The organism is Thermoanaerobaculia bacterium (genome assembly GCA_035260525.1).
Taxonomy (GTDB): domain Bacteria; phylum Acidobacteriota; class Thermoanaerobaculia; order UBA5066; family DATFVB01; genus DATFVB01.
The window spans coordinates 1-19,043 of the sequence record DATFVB010000185.1; the positions used below are offsets into that span (position 1 = coordinate 1).

Genomic DNA, 19,043 nt, shown 5'->3' on the forward strand with positions numbered 1-19,043 from the left:
GAGACGAACCGAGCGGAAATCGAAGGTCCCCGGGCGGCTTTCCGGGAGGAACGCGCCGGCGAAATCCTCGTTCCACACCGTGTCGGGCTTACCCGACTCCGAGATCTGGCGGCGAACGACGGAAAGCCCCTGCAGCGCGGACGCGTCGCCGGGGCGCGGCTTCTCGGCCGAAAGCGCCTCGAGAATCTGCTCGGCCGCCGTGACGTCGATCTTGACGGAGACGCGGGAGGCGGACGAGGCCGGCGGCGCCGACGCCCCTTGCGGCGGCATCCAGTCGTAGGGAGCGTTCCCGAAGGGCGGCGCGGCCGCCCGGGCGGCGGCGGCGCAGATGAGGAGCAGGACCGCGGCGAGCCGCTTCATCCGAGGATCGCCTCGGCGACTGCCGGAACGTCCGAGAAATCGGGGAAGAGGTGGTCGGGATTCTCCCGCGCCAGGCGCTCGGTCGGGGTGAGACCGGATGCGACGGCGACCGACTTGACGCCGACGGCGCGCCCGCACGCGACGTCGTGGATCGAGTCTCCCACCACGACGACCCGCTTGCCGTGAAAGTCGCGGCCGGTCACTCTCCGGGCGCGCGCGATCGCGATCGCGGGGAGCTCGTACCGGTCGGCGTGGTCGCTCCCGAAGGCGCCGAACGGGAAATACGGGTTGAAGCCGACGGGCCCGAGCTTGGCGCGCGCGCCGCGCTCGTGGTTGCCGGTCAGGAGCGCGAGGGTGACGTCCGTCCGCTCCGCGAGCGCCCCGAGGAGCTCGGCGGCACCGCGCTTGGCGACGACCGACCCGGGGCCGATCCGCGTCTCGAGAGATTCGAGATAGGCGTCGATGACGCGGCCGACCCCCGCGTCGTCGGGCGGCGCCCCGCGGCCGGCGAGGAGCTCCCGGACGATTTGAGGATCGGTCTTTCCGGAGAAATCGTAGCCGTCGAACGTCATGTCCGGGACCCCGGTCCGTTCGAACGCCTCCTGCAGCGCCTCGCGCGACGCGCGCCCGGCCGAGAGGAGCGTGCCGTCGATGTCGAAGAGGACGAGGGAGGTTTGAGGCATCGAGACGATCATAAGCCAGGCGCCGAGTTGAAGCCGCTCGTCGTCGGTCCATCTTGGACCCTTGGGGCTTCCGCCGAGTTGAAGCGGACGCTTGCGCGCCGCTTAACTCGGCGTCGAATGATTTCGAGTTGAAGGCGCGGAGCGGATCAACGAAGGTCGACCGCGTCACGCGACTCGCGAAGGACGCGGAATCCGTAGTCGGAGTAGCGGTAGTCGGGGGGAAGGCTGCTCCGGGCCGAGGGCGCCGACCAGCGGATCTGATGACGCCAGGAGCCTCCGCGGCTCGCGCGGCGCGGCGGAAGGTCGGGACGTTCCACCTCGTCCAGACACCACTCATGGACGATCGTGCCCATGTCGAAGAGTCCGAATCCATTCGGCCTCCCACGGCCAACGTCCCATGGCGCCGCGAGCGGACCCTGCGGGATCTCTCCTTCCGGGATCGAGCGGCCCCACGCGGTGAGCGGTGCGTCGAGTCCCCCGCAAGCGGCGAATTCCCATTCCGCTTCCGCCGGGAGACGCCATCGTCCTCCGAACGTTTCGGAGAGCCACGCGCAATAGGCGACGGCGTCGTTCCACGTGACACCGACCACGGGCTGGCGGGGCGAATGGAAAGCGGGATCGTTCCACCAGGGGGTCTCGGGCAGCCCTCCGGCGGCAAGACACGGTGCGTACTGCGAGTTGGTCACCGGCGTACGCCCCAGCAGGAACGGGCCGACGGCATGACCGTCGAGCATTCCCGCCGGAATCGGGACGACGTCGGGAGCGCACGGCGAAGACCGTATTTCGTCGGAAGGACAGATTGGCGCGACTGCGTGTCTCGGCCGCATGAGTGGGCTCCGTCGACCCATACTTCGTATTTTAGACTTTCGCGCTCACCCGCAACTTAACTTTCCGGGAAACCGCGCGCTCCTTCGTCCGTATTCAGGCGTCAGGCGCGGCCAGACGTGCTGGAAGACGCGCGCGAAGGCGCGGCCGGCGGGCGCGGCGTACCGGGGCGTAGGTTAAGCCCGCCGGCCGCGCCTTCGCGTCCCGTATGGCCTTCGCACTGGCGTGCTCGGCGATCCGACGCGTCCGCCGCCAACGCGGCGTCCGCTGGATGTCCAGTGCGCATGGTCCGCGCCGCCTAAACTCGCACATCGCGGCGAGTAAATACGATGAACGCGCCCACGAGGGCCGCGGCCCCCCACAGGGCCAGGTTCTCGACGGAGAACGCGAGCGTCATGCCCGGAATCGGCGGCGGGGTGCCGGAGTAGTAGTCGGGAAGCGGCAGGTTCGTGGGAAAGAGATATTTCGCGAAGTCCCATCCCGTCGCGAACCGCGGAAGGATCGTCCCCGCGATCAGGACGGCGAGCATCGTCCCCATCGCGGCGGCCGTCGTCCGGAAGAGGATCGACAACAGCAGCGCGATCGCGCCGACGACGATCGCCGCGAACCACCCGAGGCCGTACACGCGGAGCGCGTCGTGCCACAGCGGTACCTGTCGGACGGCCGAGACGTCCAGCCCCGCCGCGGAGGGGCGGAACCCGGTGAGCGTCGGAGCGCCCCATCCCCGGAATCCGAACGCGATCCCGCCGAAGAGGTACGAGACCGCGGCTGCCAACGCGACCGTGAGCGTGACGCAGGCCAGGAGCGCGAGCGTCTTCGACGCGAGGATCTTCTCGCGGCGAACGGGTCGGGTCAGGAGGACCTTGATCGTCCCCTCGGAGAGCTCCGACGAGACGAGGTCGGAGGCGAACAGCGTGACGAGGAGCGGGAGGAGAAGGAACGAGGAAGCGACGATGAAGTGCCGCGAGAAGAACGGTCCGGTGAGCGCGTTGGGGTCGAAGCCGTGATCGAGCGAATACTGCAGGCGGGTCGTCTCGTACGTCATCCACCGGCGGTAGGAATCGGGGAGCTGACGGCTCCGGAGCCGGTTCTGCATCTCGACGATCCGGCGCTGAGTCTCGGCGCGCCAGTCGCGCGGGCCCTGGCGGGACTCGGCGCTTCGCCGCGAGCGCCAGTTGCCGTACGCGAACATCGCGGTCAGGCAGACGAGGATCAGCACGACGACGCGGAACCGCTTCCGGCGGAAGATCTTCAGCATCTCGTTCTCGGTGAGGACGCGGATCACACCGTCTCCCCGTGCGTGAGCTCGAGGAACAGGTCTTCGAGCGCCGCCCGCTCGCGGATGACCTCGAAGACCGGGATCCCCTCGGCCGAGAGCGTCGTGAGCGCCCGCGGGACCTCGTCTTCCGCGACGTCGGCGAGGACGAACGCGTCGCCTTCGATCTCCGGTTCGCCGGCGGCGTGCCGGCGCAGCGCCGCGCGCGCGGCCTTCGGGATGGACGTGCGGAAGCGCACGCGCTCGCGCGACGCGAGGAGCCGGTCGACCGTGTCGAGCGCGAGGACCTTGCCGCGGTGAAGGATCGCCACGCGGTCGCACGTCTGCTCGACCTCGGAGAGCAGGTGGCTCGAGAGGAAGATCGCGAGCCCCCGGACGTGCGCGAGCTCGCGGATGAGCTCGCGGATCTCCCGGATCCCCGCGGGGTCGAGGCCGTTGGCCGGCTCGTCGAGGATGAGCACGCGCGGATCGCCGAGCAGCGCCTGGGCGAGGCCGAGCCGCTGCCGCATGCCGAGCGAGTACGTCGATACCCGGTCATCGAGCCGCGACTCGAGCGAGACGAGCGCGGCGAGCTCCGGAATGCGGAGGGCGGCGTCGGCGGCGATCATGCGGGCGAAGAGCTCCAGGTTCTCGCGGCCGGAGAGGTCGCCGTAGAGATCGGGGGACTCGACGATCGCGCCGACGCGGCGCATCGCGTCCTCGAAATTCCGGCGCAGGTCGAACCCGGCGATCGTGACGCCGCCGGCGTCGGGACGGACGAGACCGGTCAGCATCCGCACGGTCGTCGTCTTGCCCGCGCCGTTGGGCCCGAGGAACCCGAAGACCTCTCCCTCCGAGAGCTCGAAGGAGACGTCGGAGACGACTTCGCGGCCGCCGAGGCGCTTCGTCAGATTCCGGGCCGAGAGGACCGACATCGGGTTATCTTAATCGCGTGGTGTGGAGCGCGGCGATCCTCCTTCGCTCTGACGAGCTATGGAGGATTCCGGTTCAGGGACGTTCTTCTCGGCTTCGAGACCGCTGCAGTCAGATCCGCCGTAGCCTCCGGCGAAGGCCGATGCATCGATCCGGACGGGTGCGTGCCGCCCGCGTCGCCCTCGACGTACGTTTTTTGTGTCATTCCCGCGAACGCGGGAATCCAGGGGATTCTGGGTCCCCGCTCCCCGCTCGGAGGTGGGGACGAGCTTCGCGGGGACGACCGCTTCGCGGTCGCTTCACCGGGACGCCGCGGGCGGCCCGCATCACGGCGGCTCGCGCGGGATACCGCTCGCGCCTCGCCGCGCCTCATCGATGCAGCCGTTACGCACCGGTTTCAGCCGAATGGTCCGAGGCCCTGCGCCCGTGAGGAGCTTCTGGAGGACCGTTCCCCTCCTGGCGTCGCTGCCGCTCGCCGCGGCGCTGGCGTGGGGCTTCGTCGAGGCGCTCGCGCCGGCGCGCGGATCGGCCGTCCCGGCGGCCGCGCCGCGGGAAGCGCCGCCCAAACGCGCCGGACAATTCCTCGCGATCGCCATCGGCGACTCTCTGACGCGCGGCACCGGCGCGGCTCCCGGTTCCGGGTACGTCGACGACGTCGCGCAGGATCTGCGCCGCGGGAAGACGGGCTTCCGGCTCGAGAACCTCGCGATCGAGGGACTCGAGACCGCCGGTCTGCGGGAGCTGCTCTCGCATCCCGAGCCGCGTTCGCTCGCGGCTTCCGCCGACGCGATCTTCCTTTCGATCGGAGGCAACGACCTTTCCCACGCCGTCGGCCGCGCCGGCTCCGAGGCGCCGCTCGAGGCGCTCGGCCGCGCCCGGCGGACGTTCGAGGGCAATCTCGACGCGATCCTGGGGGAGCTCCGGGAGCTCAACCCTTCGGCGAAAATCGTGCTCCTCCTCCTCTACGACCCGTTCACCGGTTCGGAGCTCGGCGGCGCCGGCTCCGCGCTCATCGTCGACTGGAACGCCGCAGCGCAGAAGATCGCCCTCTCTCGCGGGGTGAGCGCGGTCCCGACGTTCGACCTGTTCGAGGGGCGCGCCGACCGCCTCTCTCGCGACCACTTCCATCCCAACGAGGAGGGGTATCGGCTGATCGCGGCGAGGGTGAAGCAAGCGTTGTAGCCGGCGCGGCGATGCATCGAGCCGGACGGGCGCGTGCTCCCGGCCGGCGGCTAGACGTACGGCTATCGGTACGCCTTCGCCGCCGGCCGGCAGCCCGCATCCCGCCGGGCTCGCGCCTCGCCGCGCTTTCGACTTGTCGCGAACCGAGTGGTCTTTCACCCCAACGAGAAGTGGCACACGCGGCGACGTGTCGCGTTGAAGCGTCAGCGAAGGCGGATGCATCGAGCCGGACGGGCGCGTGCTCCCGGCCGGCGGCTAGACGTACGGCTATCGGTACGCCTTCGCCGCCGGCCGGCAGCCCGCATCCCGCCGGGCTCGCGCCTCGCCGCGCCTCGTTGTGACGCCAAACTGTAAGGAGCGTCGCCTCGAGACCGGTGTCCGACTCGGCGATGTGCCTTCACTCTGTCATTGCGAGGAGCAGCGCGACGAAGCAATCTCCAGATTGTGCCAGCCTGGTCGACAGAAAGTGGAAGCCATCTTCAGAACTTGTCCTTACCGTGCGAACCTCGAGATTGCTTTGCTGCGCTCGCAATGACGAGACAAGCGCGTCACTTGGCTGGCACCTGAAAGCGCGGCGAGGCGCGAGCCAGCCGGGCGATCGCGGCCCGTCCGGCGGCAGTTGAGGCGACCGCGAGGCGGTCGTCCCCGCCAAGGCGGGACATTCCTTACGAGAATGCGCTGGATACCCGCTTTCGCGGGTATGACCGCGGGAGGTACGGCGGGGACAAGTGAATTATGAGGCCCAGTTACATCCAACCTGAACGCGCGGCCAGACGTGTCGAAAGAGAGGCGCGGAGGCCCGGTCGGCGGGCAAGGCGTACCGTGGCGTACGTTGCGCCCGGCGACCGGCTCTTCTCGTCCTCTATAGCGGCGCGTATGGTCCGCGCGTGCTGTTATTACGGCTTTATCGTGAGGTGCGTGCCGCCGTAGATCTCGATCGCCGCTCCCGTGATTCCCGCGGCATCGTCGGAAGCGAGCCACAGCACCGCGGAGGCGACGTCCCTCGGACGGAGCTTCTCCGTGAGCGGCGACTCGCGCGGGGTCTGATCCGGCTCGCGATTGTCGGTCGTCCCGGGGCACACGGCGTTGACCGTCACGTTGTGCTCCCGCAGCTCGCGCGCGAGCGACTCGGTGAATCCGACGAGGCCGAACTTGGCGGCGCAGTGGGCCGTGAGATTCGCGTCGCCGTGAAGCCCGTGGATCGAGGAGACGTTGACGATGCGGCCGCGGCGGCGGGCGACCATGGCGGGAACCACCGCGCGGCAGAGGTTGTACGCCGACGTGAGGTTCGTCGCGATCACGCGGTCCCATTCCTCGGGAGAGGTGTCGAGGAACGGCTTCCAGAGGAACATCGCGGCGTTGTTGACGAGGACGTCGATCTCGCCGCCGGCGGCGACGGTGTTCGCGACGACGGTTTCCACCGCGGTCCGATCGGCGACGTCGGCCGGACGCGCCACCACCGCGCCCGGCAGCGCGGAGCCGCTCCGCTCGACGGCCTGGAGCTCCTGCTCGGTCCGCGCGAGGACCGAGACGCGTCCCCCTTCTTCGGCGAAGGCGAGGGCGACCGCCCGTCCGATGCCGCGGCTCGCGCCCGTGACCAGGACGTGCTTTCCCTCGAACCGGCCCGTCACGGCCGGCGGAGCCCGCCGCGGACGCTCATGGCCGCGCCAGCTCTTCGAACAGGGAGGGAGAAAAGACGGTGTCCGCCCGCGGCCCGGCGAAGCGCGGCCCGTTGGCGATCGCGGCGCGCTTCTCGCCCGGCAGCGGCTCGTCTTCCTTCACGCCGACGACGCGCAGCGGGAAGATTTTTCGGTCCGGCTGCGCCCGGGAGACGCGCGCTTTCCCCGCCTGCGCGCGGATCGACACCGACGTCCCCGCGTCGAGCACGAGGAGCGTGGCGCCGGGCCGCCGGATCAGGTTCGCTTCCGTGCGCGAGCCGCTCGAAACCGCGACCGCCAGCCGGCGCGGCGACAGAGCGCGGACCTCGGAGAAGCAGAGCAGCGCCGCCCGCGGAATTCCCTCCGGGTCGCACGTGAGGAGCGGAATCGCGAGCTTGCGGCGCGCCCGAAAACCTTCTTCTCCCAGGAGCCGCAGGAGCTCGGGTGACAACCTGCTCGATTCGGGCACGTAAAAATCTTAACACGCGTCTTTCGGGCGCGCCCCGCCGTACAATCGGGAAATGAAACGCTTCCTGCCGCTCTTCCTGCTGCTCGCCGCCTCCGCGCCGCTTCCCGCCGCGAACGACCCGCGCGCGGAACAGGTCGGCCACGCCATGATCGAAGCCATGGGCGGCCCCTCCGCCTGGGAGCACGCCCGCTGGTTCCGCTTCGACTTCACCATTGTGCGCGGCGGGAAGACCGTGGCGTCCTTCGCGCATTACTGGGATCGCTGGACCGGGCGGTACCGGGTCGAGGGGGAAGACCCGGGAGGCGTTGCGTGGAAAGCGTACTTCAACGTGAACACGAAAGACGGGGACTACTGGGTCAACGGCGCCAAGACCGAGGGCGAGGCGCGCGCGAAGGGCCTCGAGCGCGCGTACGGACGTTTCATCAACGACAGCTACTGGCTGCTCGCGCCGTGGAAGGTCTTCGATCCCGGCGTGCAGCTCGACTACGTCGGGGAGGTCTCCGGAACCTCCGGAAACGCCTGCGACGAGATCCGCCTCTCCTTCTCCGGCGTGGGACTGACGCCGAAGGACGTCTACTGGATGGACGTCGACCGATCGACCCACCTTCTCGACCGCTGGAAATTCGTGCTGAACGGCGCAAACGACCCGCCGACGTCGGTCGTCTGGAAGGATTGGAAGAAGTTCGGGGGAATCAGCCTTTCGACGGACAAGCAGATCCTGGACAAGCCGGCGGAGATCCGGTTCGAGAACGTCCAGGTTTCCGAGGCCGTCGACGACGCCGCGCTCACCCCGCCCCGGTGAACGCGCGCGACGCCGGCGCGCGTCGATCCGTACAATGCGAGGGGCACGTCGTTTGCAGTGCCTCGAAGGCGGACAATGCACCAAATCAGCTCGGACGCGGCGCAATTTCATCTGAAAGATGGGCGACCGCTCGTGTTTCATACGGTGCCACAGTCCCTCTTTCGCCGGCACACCGGGGAGATCCTCTTCCTCGTGATGCTCGCGGCCGTCGGCCTGATCGCGGCGACGCTCCTGGCCAAGGGGCGGCCCGACCCGCCGCGGTCCGAGGCCGCCCGTTCCGGCGCGGCGTACGCCGCCCGCTGATCGCCGCCGCTCGTCTGCTCGCGCGTCGGGTTCTGCTCCTGGTCTCGTGCCTCGCTTTCTGCTCCTGCGCCACGAGCGCGCCCGAGTTCTCGCGGCATCACGACGACACCGCCGACCTGCCGCGGGGCGGAACGTACTCCGTTCTTCTTCCCCCGTCCTATCGTTCGAGCGCCCGCGCGTATCCCGTGCTCTATTTCCTGCACGACGCCTACGGCGACGATCGCGTCCTGCTGCGCCACGGCGTGATCGCGCGCTTCGACGCCGCGATGCGGTCCGGCGGCCTCGGCGAGTTCATCCTCGTGTGCCCGAACGGAGACGGAGGATGGTTCTCCAACTCCCACGACGGAAAGCGGCGGTACGAGGACTGGATCTCGACGGACCTGCCGCGGGAGATCGAGCGGCGCTACCGAGTCCTCGCGGACGCGCGGCACCGGGGAATCGCGGGCGTCTCGATGGGGGGTTACGGCGCCATGAAAATCGCGCTGCACCACCCCGAGCGGTACGGTTCGGTGTCCGGACTGTCCGCCGCCGTCATTCCGATGGGATGGGACGACGTGGAGAAGATCTTCTTCATCGCGCGCTGGCAGCTGCACCAGGTGTTCGGGCGCTCGCCCGACGACAATTCGCTCGCCGAAAACGACGTCTGGAGGCTCGTGGCCGCCAAGGAGAAGTGGAGCGTTCCGTTCGAGGTTTTCCTCCTCGCCGGCACCGGGGACAAGTACCGGCTGGACCACGTCGCGGCGCAATACGCGGACTTCCTGAACCGCCGCGGCATCCGCGCCACCGCCCGGCTCGAGCCGGGAATCCACGACTGGCCCTACTGGAGCGAGTCGATGCTCGAGATCGCGCGCTGGCACGCCGCCCGGTTCGCTGCGGCGGGGGGCGCCGCGCGATCGACAGCGGCGCACTGACACAGCGCGATCAAAGGCGGCGTGGTGATCGCCGCGTTTTCGGCGCAAGACCGGCCGTGCGACCTCGATCTCAGGCGCGTTGCGGGCCGCCTCTCTCGGCGGGCCTTCGCCGCGCCGAAGTGGCTTCGGCCACGCAGGCGGGCCTTCGCCGCGCCGAAGTGGCTTCGGCCACGCAGGCGGGAGAGGCCGGCCGAAGACCAGGTGAGGGAGCCCGGGGGCGGGCCGTCGATCTTCGCGCCGGCGCGCGCGAGCACTCCTGGCGGAAGGTCAGCGAACCGCTTGCGGCCCGCCGAGCGCTTCGACGTCGCGCGTGTCGCCCAGGAGCTCCCATCGCTGAAGGGCCAGCGGAACGTTTCCGTTCCTCCAGACGAAGTCGTGGAAGGCCCGCAGGCTGAACCGCTCCCCCTGCTCGCGCCGCGCGTCGGCGAGGAGGCGCAGGATGTCGAGCTTGCCGATCTGGTAGCCGATCGCGAACCCCGGCGTCGCGGCAAACGATGCCGCCTCGCTCCGCGCGGTGGCGGCGTCGACCGGCACCCGCGTGCGCAGGTAGTCGGCGGCCTCGTCGATCGTGAAGCTCCCGAGAGCGAGCCGCACGTCGACCTCGACGCGGAGAGCCCGGAGGCGCATGTAGTTGGCGATCATCTCTCGCGATTTCGGGCTGTCATCGAAAAGCCCCATCTCGAGCATCATCTCTTCGGCGTAGAAGCCGATGCCCTCGTTGACGCCCGAGTCGTACCAGAAGCGGCGGATCGCGTCGGTCCCGGAGCGCGAGAGCCAGAGCTGGAACGCGTGCCCCGGCAGGCCCTCGTGGACCATGTCGGCGCGCGGCTCGCGCGCCATCGAGAGCGCGAAGTAGCCAAGCGCGGGCGACGGGGGAGGGATGTAGCGCGTGGAGTTCTCGGAAAGCCGCGACGCGAACGGGAAGTCGGTCCCTTCGCCGAAATCGGCCACGGGAGCGAGCCATTCGGGCATCGGCAGGTACCGGTATCGGGGGGCATCGGGGGGAACCGTGAGGATTCCCCGGGAGCGGAGGTATTCACGGATCGCGCGCTCGTCGCGATCGGCGCGGGCGATCTGTTCCGTCTGGTCGCGGAAGATCGGGAGCTCCGGAAGCTCGCGATGCCGCTGCCGCTCGTATTCCTCGAAGGCCACGGCGCGGGCGTATTCCTGCCGCCCCATCGCGAGAACCTCCTCGGGGGAGTGGGGAATGAGCGCGACGTCGCGGAGGAATCCGACGTACGCGGCGCGTCCGATCGCGACGTTCTCCGGAAGGCTCGCGACCCGTGTGCGCAGCCACTCCCGGTATTCGTCGAGCGCCGCGACGGCCTCGTCGACGGCTCCCGGCAGCGCGGCGGCCGATCCGGCGTCGAGATGGGGCGCCAGCGCCTTCGCGCTCTGGCGGAGTCTGCCCCCGATCCCGGCCAGATCGTCGATCGCGAGGCGCGCGAAGGGGGCGCGGGCGTCGTCGAGATTCTCGTGCGCGGCGGCGAGAGTCCCCGGGATCGATCGAAGGCGGGCGATGACCTCCCGGCCGCGGGCTGCCGGGAGGGTTGCGGGCGGCACGATCGCGTCCACGTAGGCGGCGACGGTCTGGTCGACGTAGAAGACGGGATTGCGCCGCCATTCGGGGTTCCCGTCGAGCTCCCAGCGGACCCGCGCGAGCGCCGAGCCCAGGAGCCGGTGATCGACCTGTCGGGGGATCGGCGCCTTCGGGTCGGAGAGAGACGTCCACCGGCGCTCGAAACCCGCGAGAGCCCGCCGCCGATCCTCGATCGACCGGGGCGACCAGTCGGGCGTCCAGCCGGCGGACCGGTCGATTCTCGGCACGTCGTCGCGTGTGATCGGCTGCGTCACCGCGCGCCAGGCCCAGAAATCGCGCGCGAGGTCGTCGAGGTCGTCGGCCCCGGCGACCGAGGCGACGAGCAGGGCTCCGGCGAGCGAGAGAACGAGTGCAATGTTCAAGGAGGTCTCCTGGCGAGGGATGATATGCGACGCGCTTTCAGGGCCGTGAAAGGTTCTCCGCGCGGCTCCGTTGAATGTTCCACCCCGACCGGCTACCATTCTGGCTCCCGCGGAGAGGTGGGTGAGTGGCTGAAACCAGCGGTTTGCTAAACCGCCGTGGGGGTAAAACTCCACCACGGGTTCGAATCCCGTCCTCTCCGCCAACGAGTGCAGCGAGTTGGCGCGCCGCGCAGCGGCGGGTCGCGCAGCGACGGGAGCGGGATCGCCAAGCACGCGAGTGCGCCGGGCCATCCCGTCCTCTCCGCCATCCTCCTTCGCTCGCATCGACACTGCGCTTCTCGGCGAGCGACGGAGGACAAGTCCTCCCCAACGAAATTCTTGGCTGAAGTGCGAGCGACGGATGATGTATTCGTTTCGCTCGAGGGATAGTTCCTCGTGAGAGTCACGCTCACCCGACCGTGACGACGACGTTCCCCTTCTTGTGCCCTTCCTCGACGTACCGGTGCGCCGCGACGATCTCCTCGAGCGGGTAGCGCCGGTCGATGACGGCCCGGTACTGGCCCGCCTCCATCAGCGTCCGAAGGAGCTCGAGCGATTCGGCATCCAGCTTCGCGATCCTGTCGTCGACGGTGACGGAAATCCCGCCGGGGGCGAGCGCATTCTGGCAGGCGAGCTTGATCTTCGAACTCTTCCGCCTCCCGACGGCATCGAAGACCAGGTCGTAGAGCTCGCCGGCGGGCACGGAATCCTGCTTCGTGTAATCGAGGATGCGGGCCGCGCCGAGCGACCTCACGAGCTCGAGGTTCGCCGTGCCGCACACGCCGGTCACCTCCGCGCCGAAGTGCCGCGCGAGCTGCACGGCCGCGGTCCCGATCGCTCCGGAAGCGCCGTAGACGAGAACTTTCCGCCGGGCGGAGATCTTCGCGGGCTTCAGGAAGCACAGCGCGAGCAGGCCCCCGTAGGGAACGGCGGCGGCTTCCTCGTGGGTCGCGTTTCCGGGCTTGGCCGCCAGGCACGCAAACCGCGTCGACTCCTTCAGGCACGCGTACTCGGCGTACGTTCCGAATGCGAGCCCGGTGATCCCAAAGACAGCGTCGCCGGCCTTGAATCGCGCCACACCCTTCCCGACGGATTCAATCTCCCCCGAGATAACCCCGCCGAGGGTCTTTCGCGGTCTCTTGAAGCCGATCATGGCGCGCATGAGGAGCCACATGGGAAAGCGCGCTTTCCCCCGGCGCATGATGCAGTCGCTCGCCGTCACCGCCGTCGCCCGGACGCGGATGAGGATTTCGCCTCTCCCCGGGACGGGTTTAGGGACTTCCGCCACCCGAAGCACTTCGGGAGGGCCGTAGCGGGCGCATATCACGGCCTTCATGCGTTGTGGGTCATTCTTGTCTGATTGAAACCGAGGCGCGCCGCGACGGCCTGAAATTCGCGCGCCGGTGCGCTAGGCATGTGTCAGGAGCTCGGTCCGATCTGCGGGCATCGGTTTGCCGCTCTCCGCGTATTCCTCCCGGATCATCTCGAAAACCTTCTCGAGCTCTCGCAGCGCCTGCTCGCGCGTGTCCATCAGGGCGTAGCAGCCCGCGATCGCCGGGACCTCCGCTACCCAGTCCCCGGCCTTTTGCACGTAGAGGACGATCTTGTAGTCCGAAAGCTCGGCCTTCGCAGCCATCGAGCGAATTCTAGCAGCTACTCCCGCGACGCGCCTCAAGCTCCCTCCGGCCGTCCGACCAGCTGCCACATACATGTCCCTGAATTCCTCCTCAGGCGACCCGTAGCCGGTGCAAAACGTCCTTCGTGCGTGGAGCCGAAGTCTAGCGGGATTCGCGGCCGTGCTCAGCCGGCCAAGCCGCTGCCGGCGACCCTCCGGGGTTGAGGAGAACGTGCGGCGCGCGAAAGCAGCGCCAGTGTAAAACACAGATCTGACCCCCATGACCCCCCACTTTCCAGGACGGGGGGACGGCATCGTGATGCACCGCTATGACTCGCGGTCGTGCTGCGTTACGGCCCCGTTCCGATCGATCCGCCGCCGACCTTCGCCCATGCCGCCCGCACCGAGCGGCGAGAGGGGCGCGGGACCTTCGCCTCAATCGCAAATGGACCGGTTTCCGAAAGGGAGGTCCGGGCGCATCCCCGGGCTATGGCGGGGGTAACTTCATCTTCTTCAGGAGCGCCGCGAACCGCGGATCGGACCTCAGCGAGTCGAGATCCGGATCGACTCCGAACCAGCCGGTCCAGACGGAGCGCTCCTCGACCGCCTGCGCGAGACGCGCGAAGGCCGAGTCCTTGTCTCCGAGCGCGGCGTATACCGTCGCGAAGTAGTACGCGGGAACGTATTCGGTCTTCGCGTGTTCCCGCATGTCGGCGAGCATCGCCAGGGCTTCGGACCGGTTCCCCATCTCCGTGGAGACCGGCCCGAACGCCGACTCGATCTCGGAGATCCACGATCCCGCCGCCCGGCGGGCGCTCCGGAGCTCGGCGAGGGCTTCCGGAAGCTTGCCGGTTCGGGCGTAGGCGCGTCCCAGGAATTCGCGCCCCCAGTAATAGTCGGGATCCATCGCGACGGTCGTGCGCAGTTGCCGGATCGCGTCGTCGTAGCGCCGCGCGAAATAGAGGTTGAAACCGAGCAGCGTGTTCGTCTCGGACGAGAGCGGGTCGAGCTCCACGGCACGGTGCGCTTCCGCGAGCCCTCGATCGGTCCGCCCGACGGCCACCAGGAACCAGCCATAGACCTCGTGGGCATAGGCGAGCTCCGGCTGCATCTCGATCGCCGCCCGCATCTCCCGGTCGGCCGTCGCATCATCGCGCTCCAGGAACGCGATCCACCCCAGATCGGCGTGCGCTTCGGCGAGCGATGGATCGAGCGAGAGCGCCTTCTCGGCAGCCGCTCGGGCGCGGGGCAGGGCCTCCTCTCCCTTCATGAGGTCGATGACGGAGACGTAGTAATAGGCCACACCGAGGTGGGCAAGCGCGTAGTTGGGATCGCGCGAAATCGCCTGCTGCAGATGTCGGATCCCGGCGTTCAACCCCGCCGGGGTGAACGATGCGATCTCATGGCGTCCCTTCAAGTACAGCTGGTAGGCCTCGAGATCTTCGGTCGGCTTCTTTTCTAGCTTCTGGCGCTCCCCCACCAGGAGCTTGACCTTCAATGCGTCGGCGACCGTCTGCGCGAGCTGGCTGCGGAGCGCGAAGATGTCTTCGAGCTTGCGGTCGTAGCTCTCCGACCAGAGGCTATAGCCATTGTCCGTGTCGATGAGCTGCGCGGAGATCCGGACGTGATCGCCCGCCCTGCTGACGTTTCCTTCCAGGACGGCGCCGACGTTCAAGGCCTTTCCGATCGCGCGAACGTCTTCGTTCTTTCCCTTGAACGCGAAGGCGGAGGTCCGCGCCGCGACGCGCAGCCCGGAGACTTTCGAGAGCTGGTTGATCAGGTCTTCCGTGATTCCGTCGCTGAAGTATTCGTTCTCCTTGTCGGAGCTTCCGTTGACGAAGGGAAGCACAGCGATCGACTTCCTGGCCGCGGCCGCATCCGTTCGTGGCCGGCGCACCCAGAAGAGCATCGCCGCGGCGACGATCGCCGCGGCCGCGGCCGCGGCGAGGAGGACGCTTCCCGTCCGGAGACGGGGAGCCGCGGCCGTCGCCGCCGACGGTCCCGACGCCGTGAGCTTTTCCAGCGCGAAGGCGATGTCGTGAGCCGATTGGAAGCGGGACTCCGGATTCTTGTCGAGACAGTGCTGGACGATCTGATCGACCGCGGGGGAGACGCTCGGCGCGGATTCCGAGAGCTCGGGAGGCTCTTCCTTCAGGATCGCCGACATCGTGTCCGCCGGCGTCTTCCGTTTGAAGGCTTTCCGGCCGGAGAGCATCTCGTAGAAGATCGCCCCGAAGGAGAAGATGTCGCTCCGACGGTCCACGGCCAGGCCGCGGACCTGCTCCGGCGACATGTACCCGACCGTTCCCAGGACCGTGCCGGGCTCGGTGTGCCGATCCTCGGTAGGAGCGCTCGTCGCCCCGTCCGCGTCACCCGGAGAGTGCCCCTGCTTCGCCAGACCGAAGTCGAGAATCTTGACGCGCTCGTCTTTCGTCAGGAAAAGGTTCTCCGGTTTGAGATCGCGATGGACGATGCCTTTCTGGTGCGCCGCGGCCATCCCCCTCGCGGTCTGGAGCGCGATCTCGATCGCCCGCTTCTGCGGGAGGGGCCCGGCTTCGAGCCGGTCGCGCAGCGTCTCTCCCTCGAGGAGCTCCGTGACGGCGTACGCGATGCCCTCGTGGAAGCCGAAATCGTGGATCGCGAGGATGTTCGGGTGGGAGAGCGCCGCGACAGCCTTGGCTTCGCGCTCGAATCGCTTCCTCGCGTCCGCGTCCATGGCCAGAGCCTCGGGGAGGACCTTGACCGCGACCTCGCGGTCGAGCCGGGTGTCCTTGGCGCGATAGACCTCTCCCATGCCTCCGGCCCCCAGGATCGAGAGGATCTCGTAGGGGCCGAGTCGGGTTCCCGGCGAGGGAGTCATGGGGTGCGCCGATTCTAACCCGGGCGGCGCGCTCGACCCGCCGCGCCTCCGGTTAAAATCCCTCCGTGCTGCGCTACGGTCCCGTCCCGATCGACCCGCCGCTGGTCCTCGCCCCGATGGCGGGGATCACGGACCGCGTCTATCGCCTGATGCTCCGCCGCATCGGCGGAGTGGGGCTCGTGACGATGGAGTTCATCTCGTCGGAGGCGATCACGCGGGGCAATGCCCGGCAGCTCCGGAAGCTCGTCTTCGACGACGAGGAGCGGCCCCTCTCGATCCAGATCTACGGCTCGAGCGTCGAGCGGATGGCGGCCGCCGCCGATATCGTCGAAGAGCTCCGTCCCGACGTCTGCGACATCAACATGGGATGCCCCGCCAACAAGGTCCTCAAGGGGTGCGCCGGCGCGGCGCTCATGGGGGACCCGGACCTCGCGAAGGCGATGGTCCGGGAAGTCCGGAAGCGGCTCTCGATTCCGCTCACCGTGAAATTCCGGCTCGGCCTCGACGACGGCCGCAAGAACTTCATCGAGCTCGGTCGGATCTGCGAAGGGGAAGGCGCGGCGGCGGTCGCGATGCACGGACGGACCGCGCGGCAGATGTACACGGGCCGCGCGGACTGGTCGGCCATCGCCGAGCTGAAGAACGCCGTCTCGATTCCGGTCGTCGGCAACGGCGACGTCGAAACGGCGGAGGACGCCCTCGCGATGTTCCGGCAGACCGGATGCGACGCCGTGATGGCGGGGCGGGCCACGATGAAGAACCCGTGGGTCTTCCGGCAGACCGCCGATCTTCTCGCCGGAAGGGCGCCCCGGGCGGCGACGCTCGAGGAGCGGCGCGACCTGATGCTGTGGCACTTCTCCGAGATCGAGAAGGATTCGGAAACCCCGATCCACGCCCTCCATCGCCTCCGGACGATGACGGGGTGGTACACGCACGGCCTTCCCAACGGGCGGGCGCTTCGCGTGCAGATTTCCGAGCTCCGGACGCCGCAGGACTTTCGCCGCGCGGTCGAGGAGTTCTTCGCCAGCTCGGCTCTGGCCGCTTAGCCCCCTGCGGCAGAGACGGGGGATCTCCTTCGCCTCGAACCTCCGCGATCCGAATAATTCGGGAATTTCCTCCGTTTTCTTTCGATTGGAACGGCCGATGAACACCTGGAATCGAACGCTCTGGCTCGCCCTCGGCGCGGCGCTCGGCGTCGCCGCGGCGGTCCGCGCGCAGACCTCGACACCGGCCGCGCCCACGCAATCGTCGACGGCCACCGTCAAGACCCCCATCAAGAACTTCGCCGTCGAAACCTCGGCCGACTACCTCGGCACGCTCGGCGGGAAGACGGTGGTGCGGCTGCGCCTCACGTCGGCGGAGATCGCGCGGGCCCTGACCGGGAAGGGCGTCCACCAGTACTCGATGACGCTTCGCGGCTCGATTCGCGACGCGGCGGACGCGCCCGTCGAGACGCTCTCCTATCCGTTCTCCGGCACGCTGGGTGCCGGCGAGCCGGTGCGGTTCTCCTTTCTCCGGGCCCTCGCGCCCGGGCATTACATCGTCGAGATCGACCTCGGCGACGCGGTGAAGACGTACGCGACGCTGAAATTCCCGATCGACGTGCCCGAGGTCGGCCGCGAGTTCACTCCGGAAATGGCGCCCGGCGATTATTCGACGCTCCCCTCGGCCGAGGCGGTCGTGATGAGCGCGCCGAAGGAAGAGCCCGGAGGGGCGGGGAGCCTCGCGGCCGCCGTCCCGAGAGTCAAGATCCTCCCCCCGGACCGCGAGGCGCCGGTCGGCCTCATGCGCCTGTCGGCGAGCGTGCTGCCGCCCGTCACGAAAGTGGAGTTCTACCTCGACGACAAGCTGCTGCTCGCGCGCACCCGGCCGCCGTACACCGTCGAGATCGACCTCGGGAAGATCCCGCGGCGTCAGACGGTGCGCGCCGTCGGATACGACGCCCGGGGGAACGCGATCGACGAGGACGCCTGGGCGATCAACGAGGGAGAGGCCCGGATCGCCGTTCGGATCCTTCCGATACCCGCGAGCGGCGCCTCCGCCGGCGTGACCGTCCGGCTCGCCGTCCAGTCGATCAACGGCGGAGAGGCGAAGAGCGTCGACCTCTACCTCGACCAGAAGAAGATCCGGACGTTCTCGGCGCCGCCGTACGTCACGGTCGTCCCGGCGGCGCAGTACGCGGCGGCGAGCTACCTGCGCGCGACGGCGGTCACGGCGGAGGGACAGGAGGCCAACGACATCCGGTTCCTGAAGGGGCAGGGGGCCGCGATGGAGAACGTGAAGGTCGACGTCGTGCAGCTCCACGTCTCCGCCCTCGACCATGAGGGCCATTTCGTCCCGGGACTCGTCGAATCGGACTTCGCGGTCGCCGAGGACAAGAAGCCCCAGAAGCTCATCTCCTTCGAGATCGCCAAGAACCTGCCGCTGAACGTGGGCCTCGTCATCGACGGATCGGGCTCGATGCGCAAGGCGATGGACTTCGTCCACGCGGCCGGGAGCAACCTGTTCCACGACCTGATCCACGAGCGCGACCGCGGATTCGTCATCGAGTTCCGCGAGGTGCCCCGGCTCCTCTGCGCGCCGACCGGCAACGTCGAGCGTCTGAACGAGGCGGTGTTCGCGACCAACGCGACCGGGCAGACGGCTCTGTACGACTCGGTGATCCTCGGCCTGTACCAGTTCCGCGGGACGACCGGGCGCAAGGCGCTCGTGGTGATCTCCGACGGGGGCGACAACCATTCCTGGGTCGACTACCCGACGCTGCTGCGTTACACGCGGACGATCGGCGTGCCGATCTACGTGATCGCCGTGGACATCGGGATGACGGAATTCTCGGTCCGCTCGAAGTTGAAGGAGCTCGCCGGCGACACCGGAGGGGAGATCTTCTTCACGACCAACGCGAAGAAGATCCCGGAGGTCGTGCAGCGGATCGAAACGGAGCTGCGTTCCCAGTACGTCCTCTCCTACCGCACCGACTCGACGAAGCCGGACGGGGAGTTCCGGTCGGTCACCGTCGCGTGCGACAAGGCGGGGGTGCTCCTCCGCACGATGCGCGGCTACATACCGTAGGCAAGCGCGGCGATGCATCGAGCCGGGCGGGCGCGTGCGCCGCGACCCGCGGCCTTACCGTACGCTCATCGGTACGCCGCGGCCGCGGGTCGGACGCCCGCATCCCGCCGGGCTCGC

Annotated in this window: 17 protein-coding genes and 1 tRNA gene; 7 read left to right on the forward strand and 11 right to left on the reverse strand. The window is 68.7% G+C overall.

The genetic code is table 11. The annotated features are described in order from the left end of the window. The 5 genes from VKH46_09155 to VKH46_09175 form a co-directional block, all read right to left on the reverse strand. Positions 1-360: hypothetical protein (locus tag VKH46_09155; GenBank protein ID HKB70998.1), on the reverse strand; the 360-nt coding region annotated here is incomplete at its 3' end. Then, complete coding sequence (locus VKH46_09160; protein HKB70999.1) at positions 357-1,043, reverse strand: HAD family hydrolase; 687 nt, start codon at positions 1,041-1,043, stop codon at positions 357-359. The genes VKH46_09160 and VKH46_09155, both read right to left, overlap by 4 nt. Before the next feature lie 146 nt (positions 1,044-1,189). After that, entirely contained in the window at positions 1,190-1,777 is a 588-nt protein-coding gene (locus VKH46_09165) for an SUMF1/EgtB/PvdO family nonheme iron enzyme (GenBank protein ID HKB71000.1), read from the reverse strand. Between the two features lie 389 nt (positions 1,778-2,166). Further along, positions 2,167-3,153: an ABC transporter permease gene (locus tag VKH46_09170; protein ID HKB71001.1), complete on the reverse strand. Its 987-nt coding sequence runs from the start codon at positions 3,151-3,153 to the stop codon at positions 2,167-2,169. Beyond that, positions 3,150-4,058 carry an ABC transporter ATP-binding protein gene (locus tag VKH46_09175; protein ID HKB71002.1) on the reverse strand — a complete coding sequence of 303 codons (909 nt, stop codon included), beginning with the start codon at positions 4,056-4,058 and terminating at the stop codon, positions 3,150-3,152. The genes VKH46_09170 and VKH46_09175 overlap by 4 nt, the downstream gene beginning before the upstream one ends. A 424-nt stretch (positions 4,059-4,482) precedes the next feature. Here VKH46_09175 and VKH46_09180 point away from each other — a divergent pair, with 424 nt between their 5' ends. Next, complete coding sequence (locus VKH46_09180; protein ID HKB71003.1) at positions 4,483-5,238, forward strand: GDSL-type esterase/lipase family protein; 756 nt, start codon at positions 4,483-4,485, stop codon at positions 5,236-5,238. 896 nt (positions 5,239-6,134) lie between these two features. Here VKH46_09180 and VKH46_09185 read toward each other — a convergent pair. Then, positions 6,135-6,869, reverse strand: coding sequence for an SDR family NAD(P)-dependent oxidoreductase (locus VKH46_09185; GenBank protein HKB71004.1), 735 nt, complete (start codon positions 6,867-6,869; stop codon positions 6,135-6,137). Between the two features lie 25 nt (positions 6,870-6,894). Then, a complete protein-coding gene (locus tag VKH46_09190) occupies positions 6,895-7,365 on the reverse strand; it encodes a pyridoxamine 5'-phosphate oxidase family protein (protein HKB71005.1) in 471 nt (156 codons plus the stop codon). Between the two features lie 52 nt (positions 7,366-7,417). On the opposite strand from VKH46_09190, the gene VKH46_09195 reads away from it, so the two are divergent. From VKH46_09195 to VKH46_09205, 3 genes are all read left to right on the forward strand, one after another. After that, positions 7,418-8,167: a hypothetical protein gene (locus VKH46_09195; GenBank protein HKB71006.1), complete on the forward strand. Its 750-nt coding sequence runs from the start codon at positions 7,418-7,420 to the stop codon at positions 8,165-8,167. 132 nt (positions 8,168-8,299) lie between these two features. Continuing rightward, on the forward strand, positions 8,300-8,470 hold the full coding sequence (locus tag VKH46_09200) for a hypothetical protein (GenBank protein HKB71007.1): 171 nt from the start codon (positions 8,300-8,302) through the stop codon (positions 8,468-8,470). A gap of 116 nt (positions 8,471-8,586) precedes the next feature. Continuing rightward, entirely contained in the window at positions 8,587-9,381 is a 795-nt protein-coding gene (locus VKH46_09205) for an alpha/beta hydrolase family protein (GenBank protein HKB71008.1), read from the forward strand. 267 nt (positions 9,382-9,648) lie between these two features. Here the strand turns inward: VKH46_09205 and VKH46_09210 are convergent, their stop codons facing one another. After that, on the reverse strand, positions 9,649-11,343 hold the full coding sequence (locus VKH46_09210) for a DUF885 domain-containing protein (GenBank protein ID HKB71009.1): 1,695 nt from the start codon (positions 11,341-11,343) through the stop codon (positions 9,649-9,651). Between the two features lie 111 nt (positions 11,344-11,454). Here VKH46_09210 and VKH46_09215 point away from each other — a divergent pair. Next, a tRNA-Ser gene (locus VKH46_09215) sits at positions 11,455-11,546 on the forward strand. Positions 11,547-11,791: 245 nt separating this feature from the next. On the opposite strand, the gene VKH46_09220 is transcribed toward VKH46_09215, so the two are convergent. The 3 genes from VKH46_09220 to VKH46_09230 all read right to left on the reverse strand — a co-directional run bounded on the left by VKH46_09220 (position 11,792) and on the right by VKH46_09230 (position 15,857). Next, the gene (locus VKH46_09220) at positions 11,792-12,718 is read right to left on the reverse strand and encodes an NAD(P)-dependent alcohol dehydrogenase (GenBank protein HKB71010.1); all 927 of its coding nucleotides are present in this window, start codon (positions 12,716-12,718) and stop codon (positions 11,792-11,794) included. A 72-nt stretch (positions 12,719-12,790) separates the two neighbouring features. Beyond that, a complete protein-coding gene (locus VKH46_09225) occupies positions 12,791-13,018 on the reverse strand; it encodes a type II toxin-antitoxin system HicB family antitoxin (GenBank protein HKB71011.1) in 228 nt (75 codons plus the stop codon). A gap of 466 nt (positions 13,019-13,484) precedes the next feature. Then, positions 13,485-15,857, reverse strand: a complete 2,373-nt coding sequence (locus VKH46_09230) for a protein kinase (protein ID HKB71012.1) — start codon at positions 15,855-15,857, stop codon at positions 13,485-13,487. A 65-nt stretch (positions 15,858-15,922) separates the two neighbouring features. Between VKH46_09230 and dusB the strand changes: the two genes are divergently transcribed. Then, positions 15,923-16,903, forward strand: a complete 981-nt coding sequence (gene dusB, locus VKH46_09235; protein ID HKB71013.1) for a tRNA dihydrouridine synthase DusB — start codon at positions 15,923-15,925, stop codon at positions 16,901-16,903. 97 nt (positions 16,904-17,000) lie between these two features. Beyond that, positions 17,001-18,926, forward strand: coding sequence for a VWA domain-containing protein (locus tag VKH46_09240; protein HKB71014.1), 1,926 nt, complete (start codon positions 17,001-17,003; stop codon positions 18,924-18,926). Positions 18,927-19,043 lie beyond the last annotated feature (117 nt).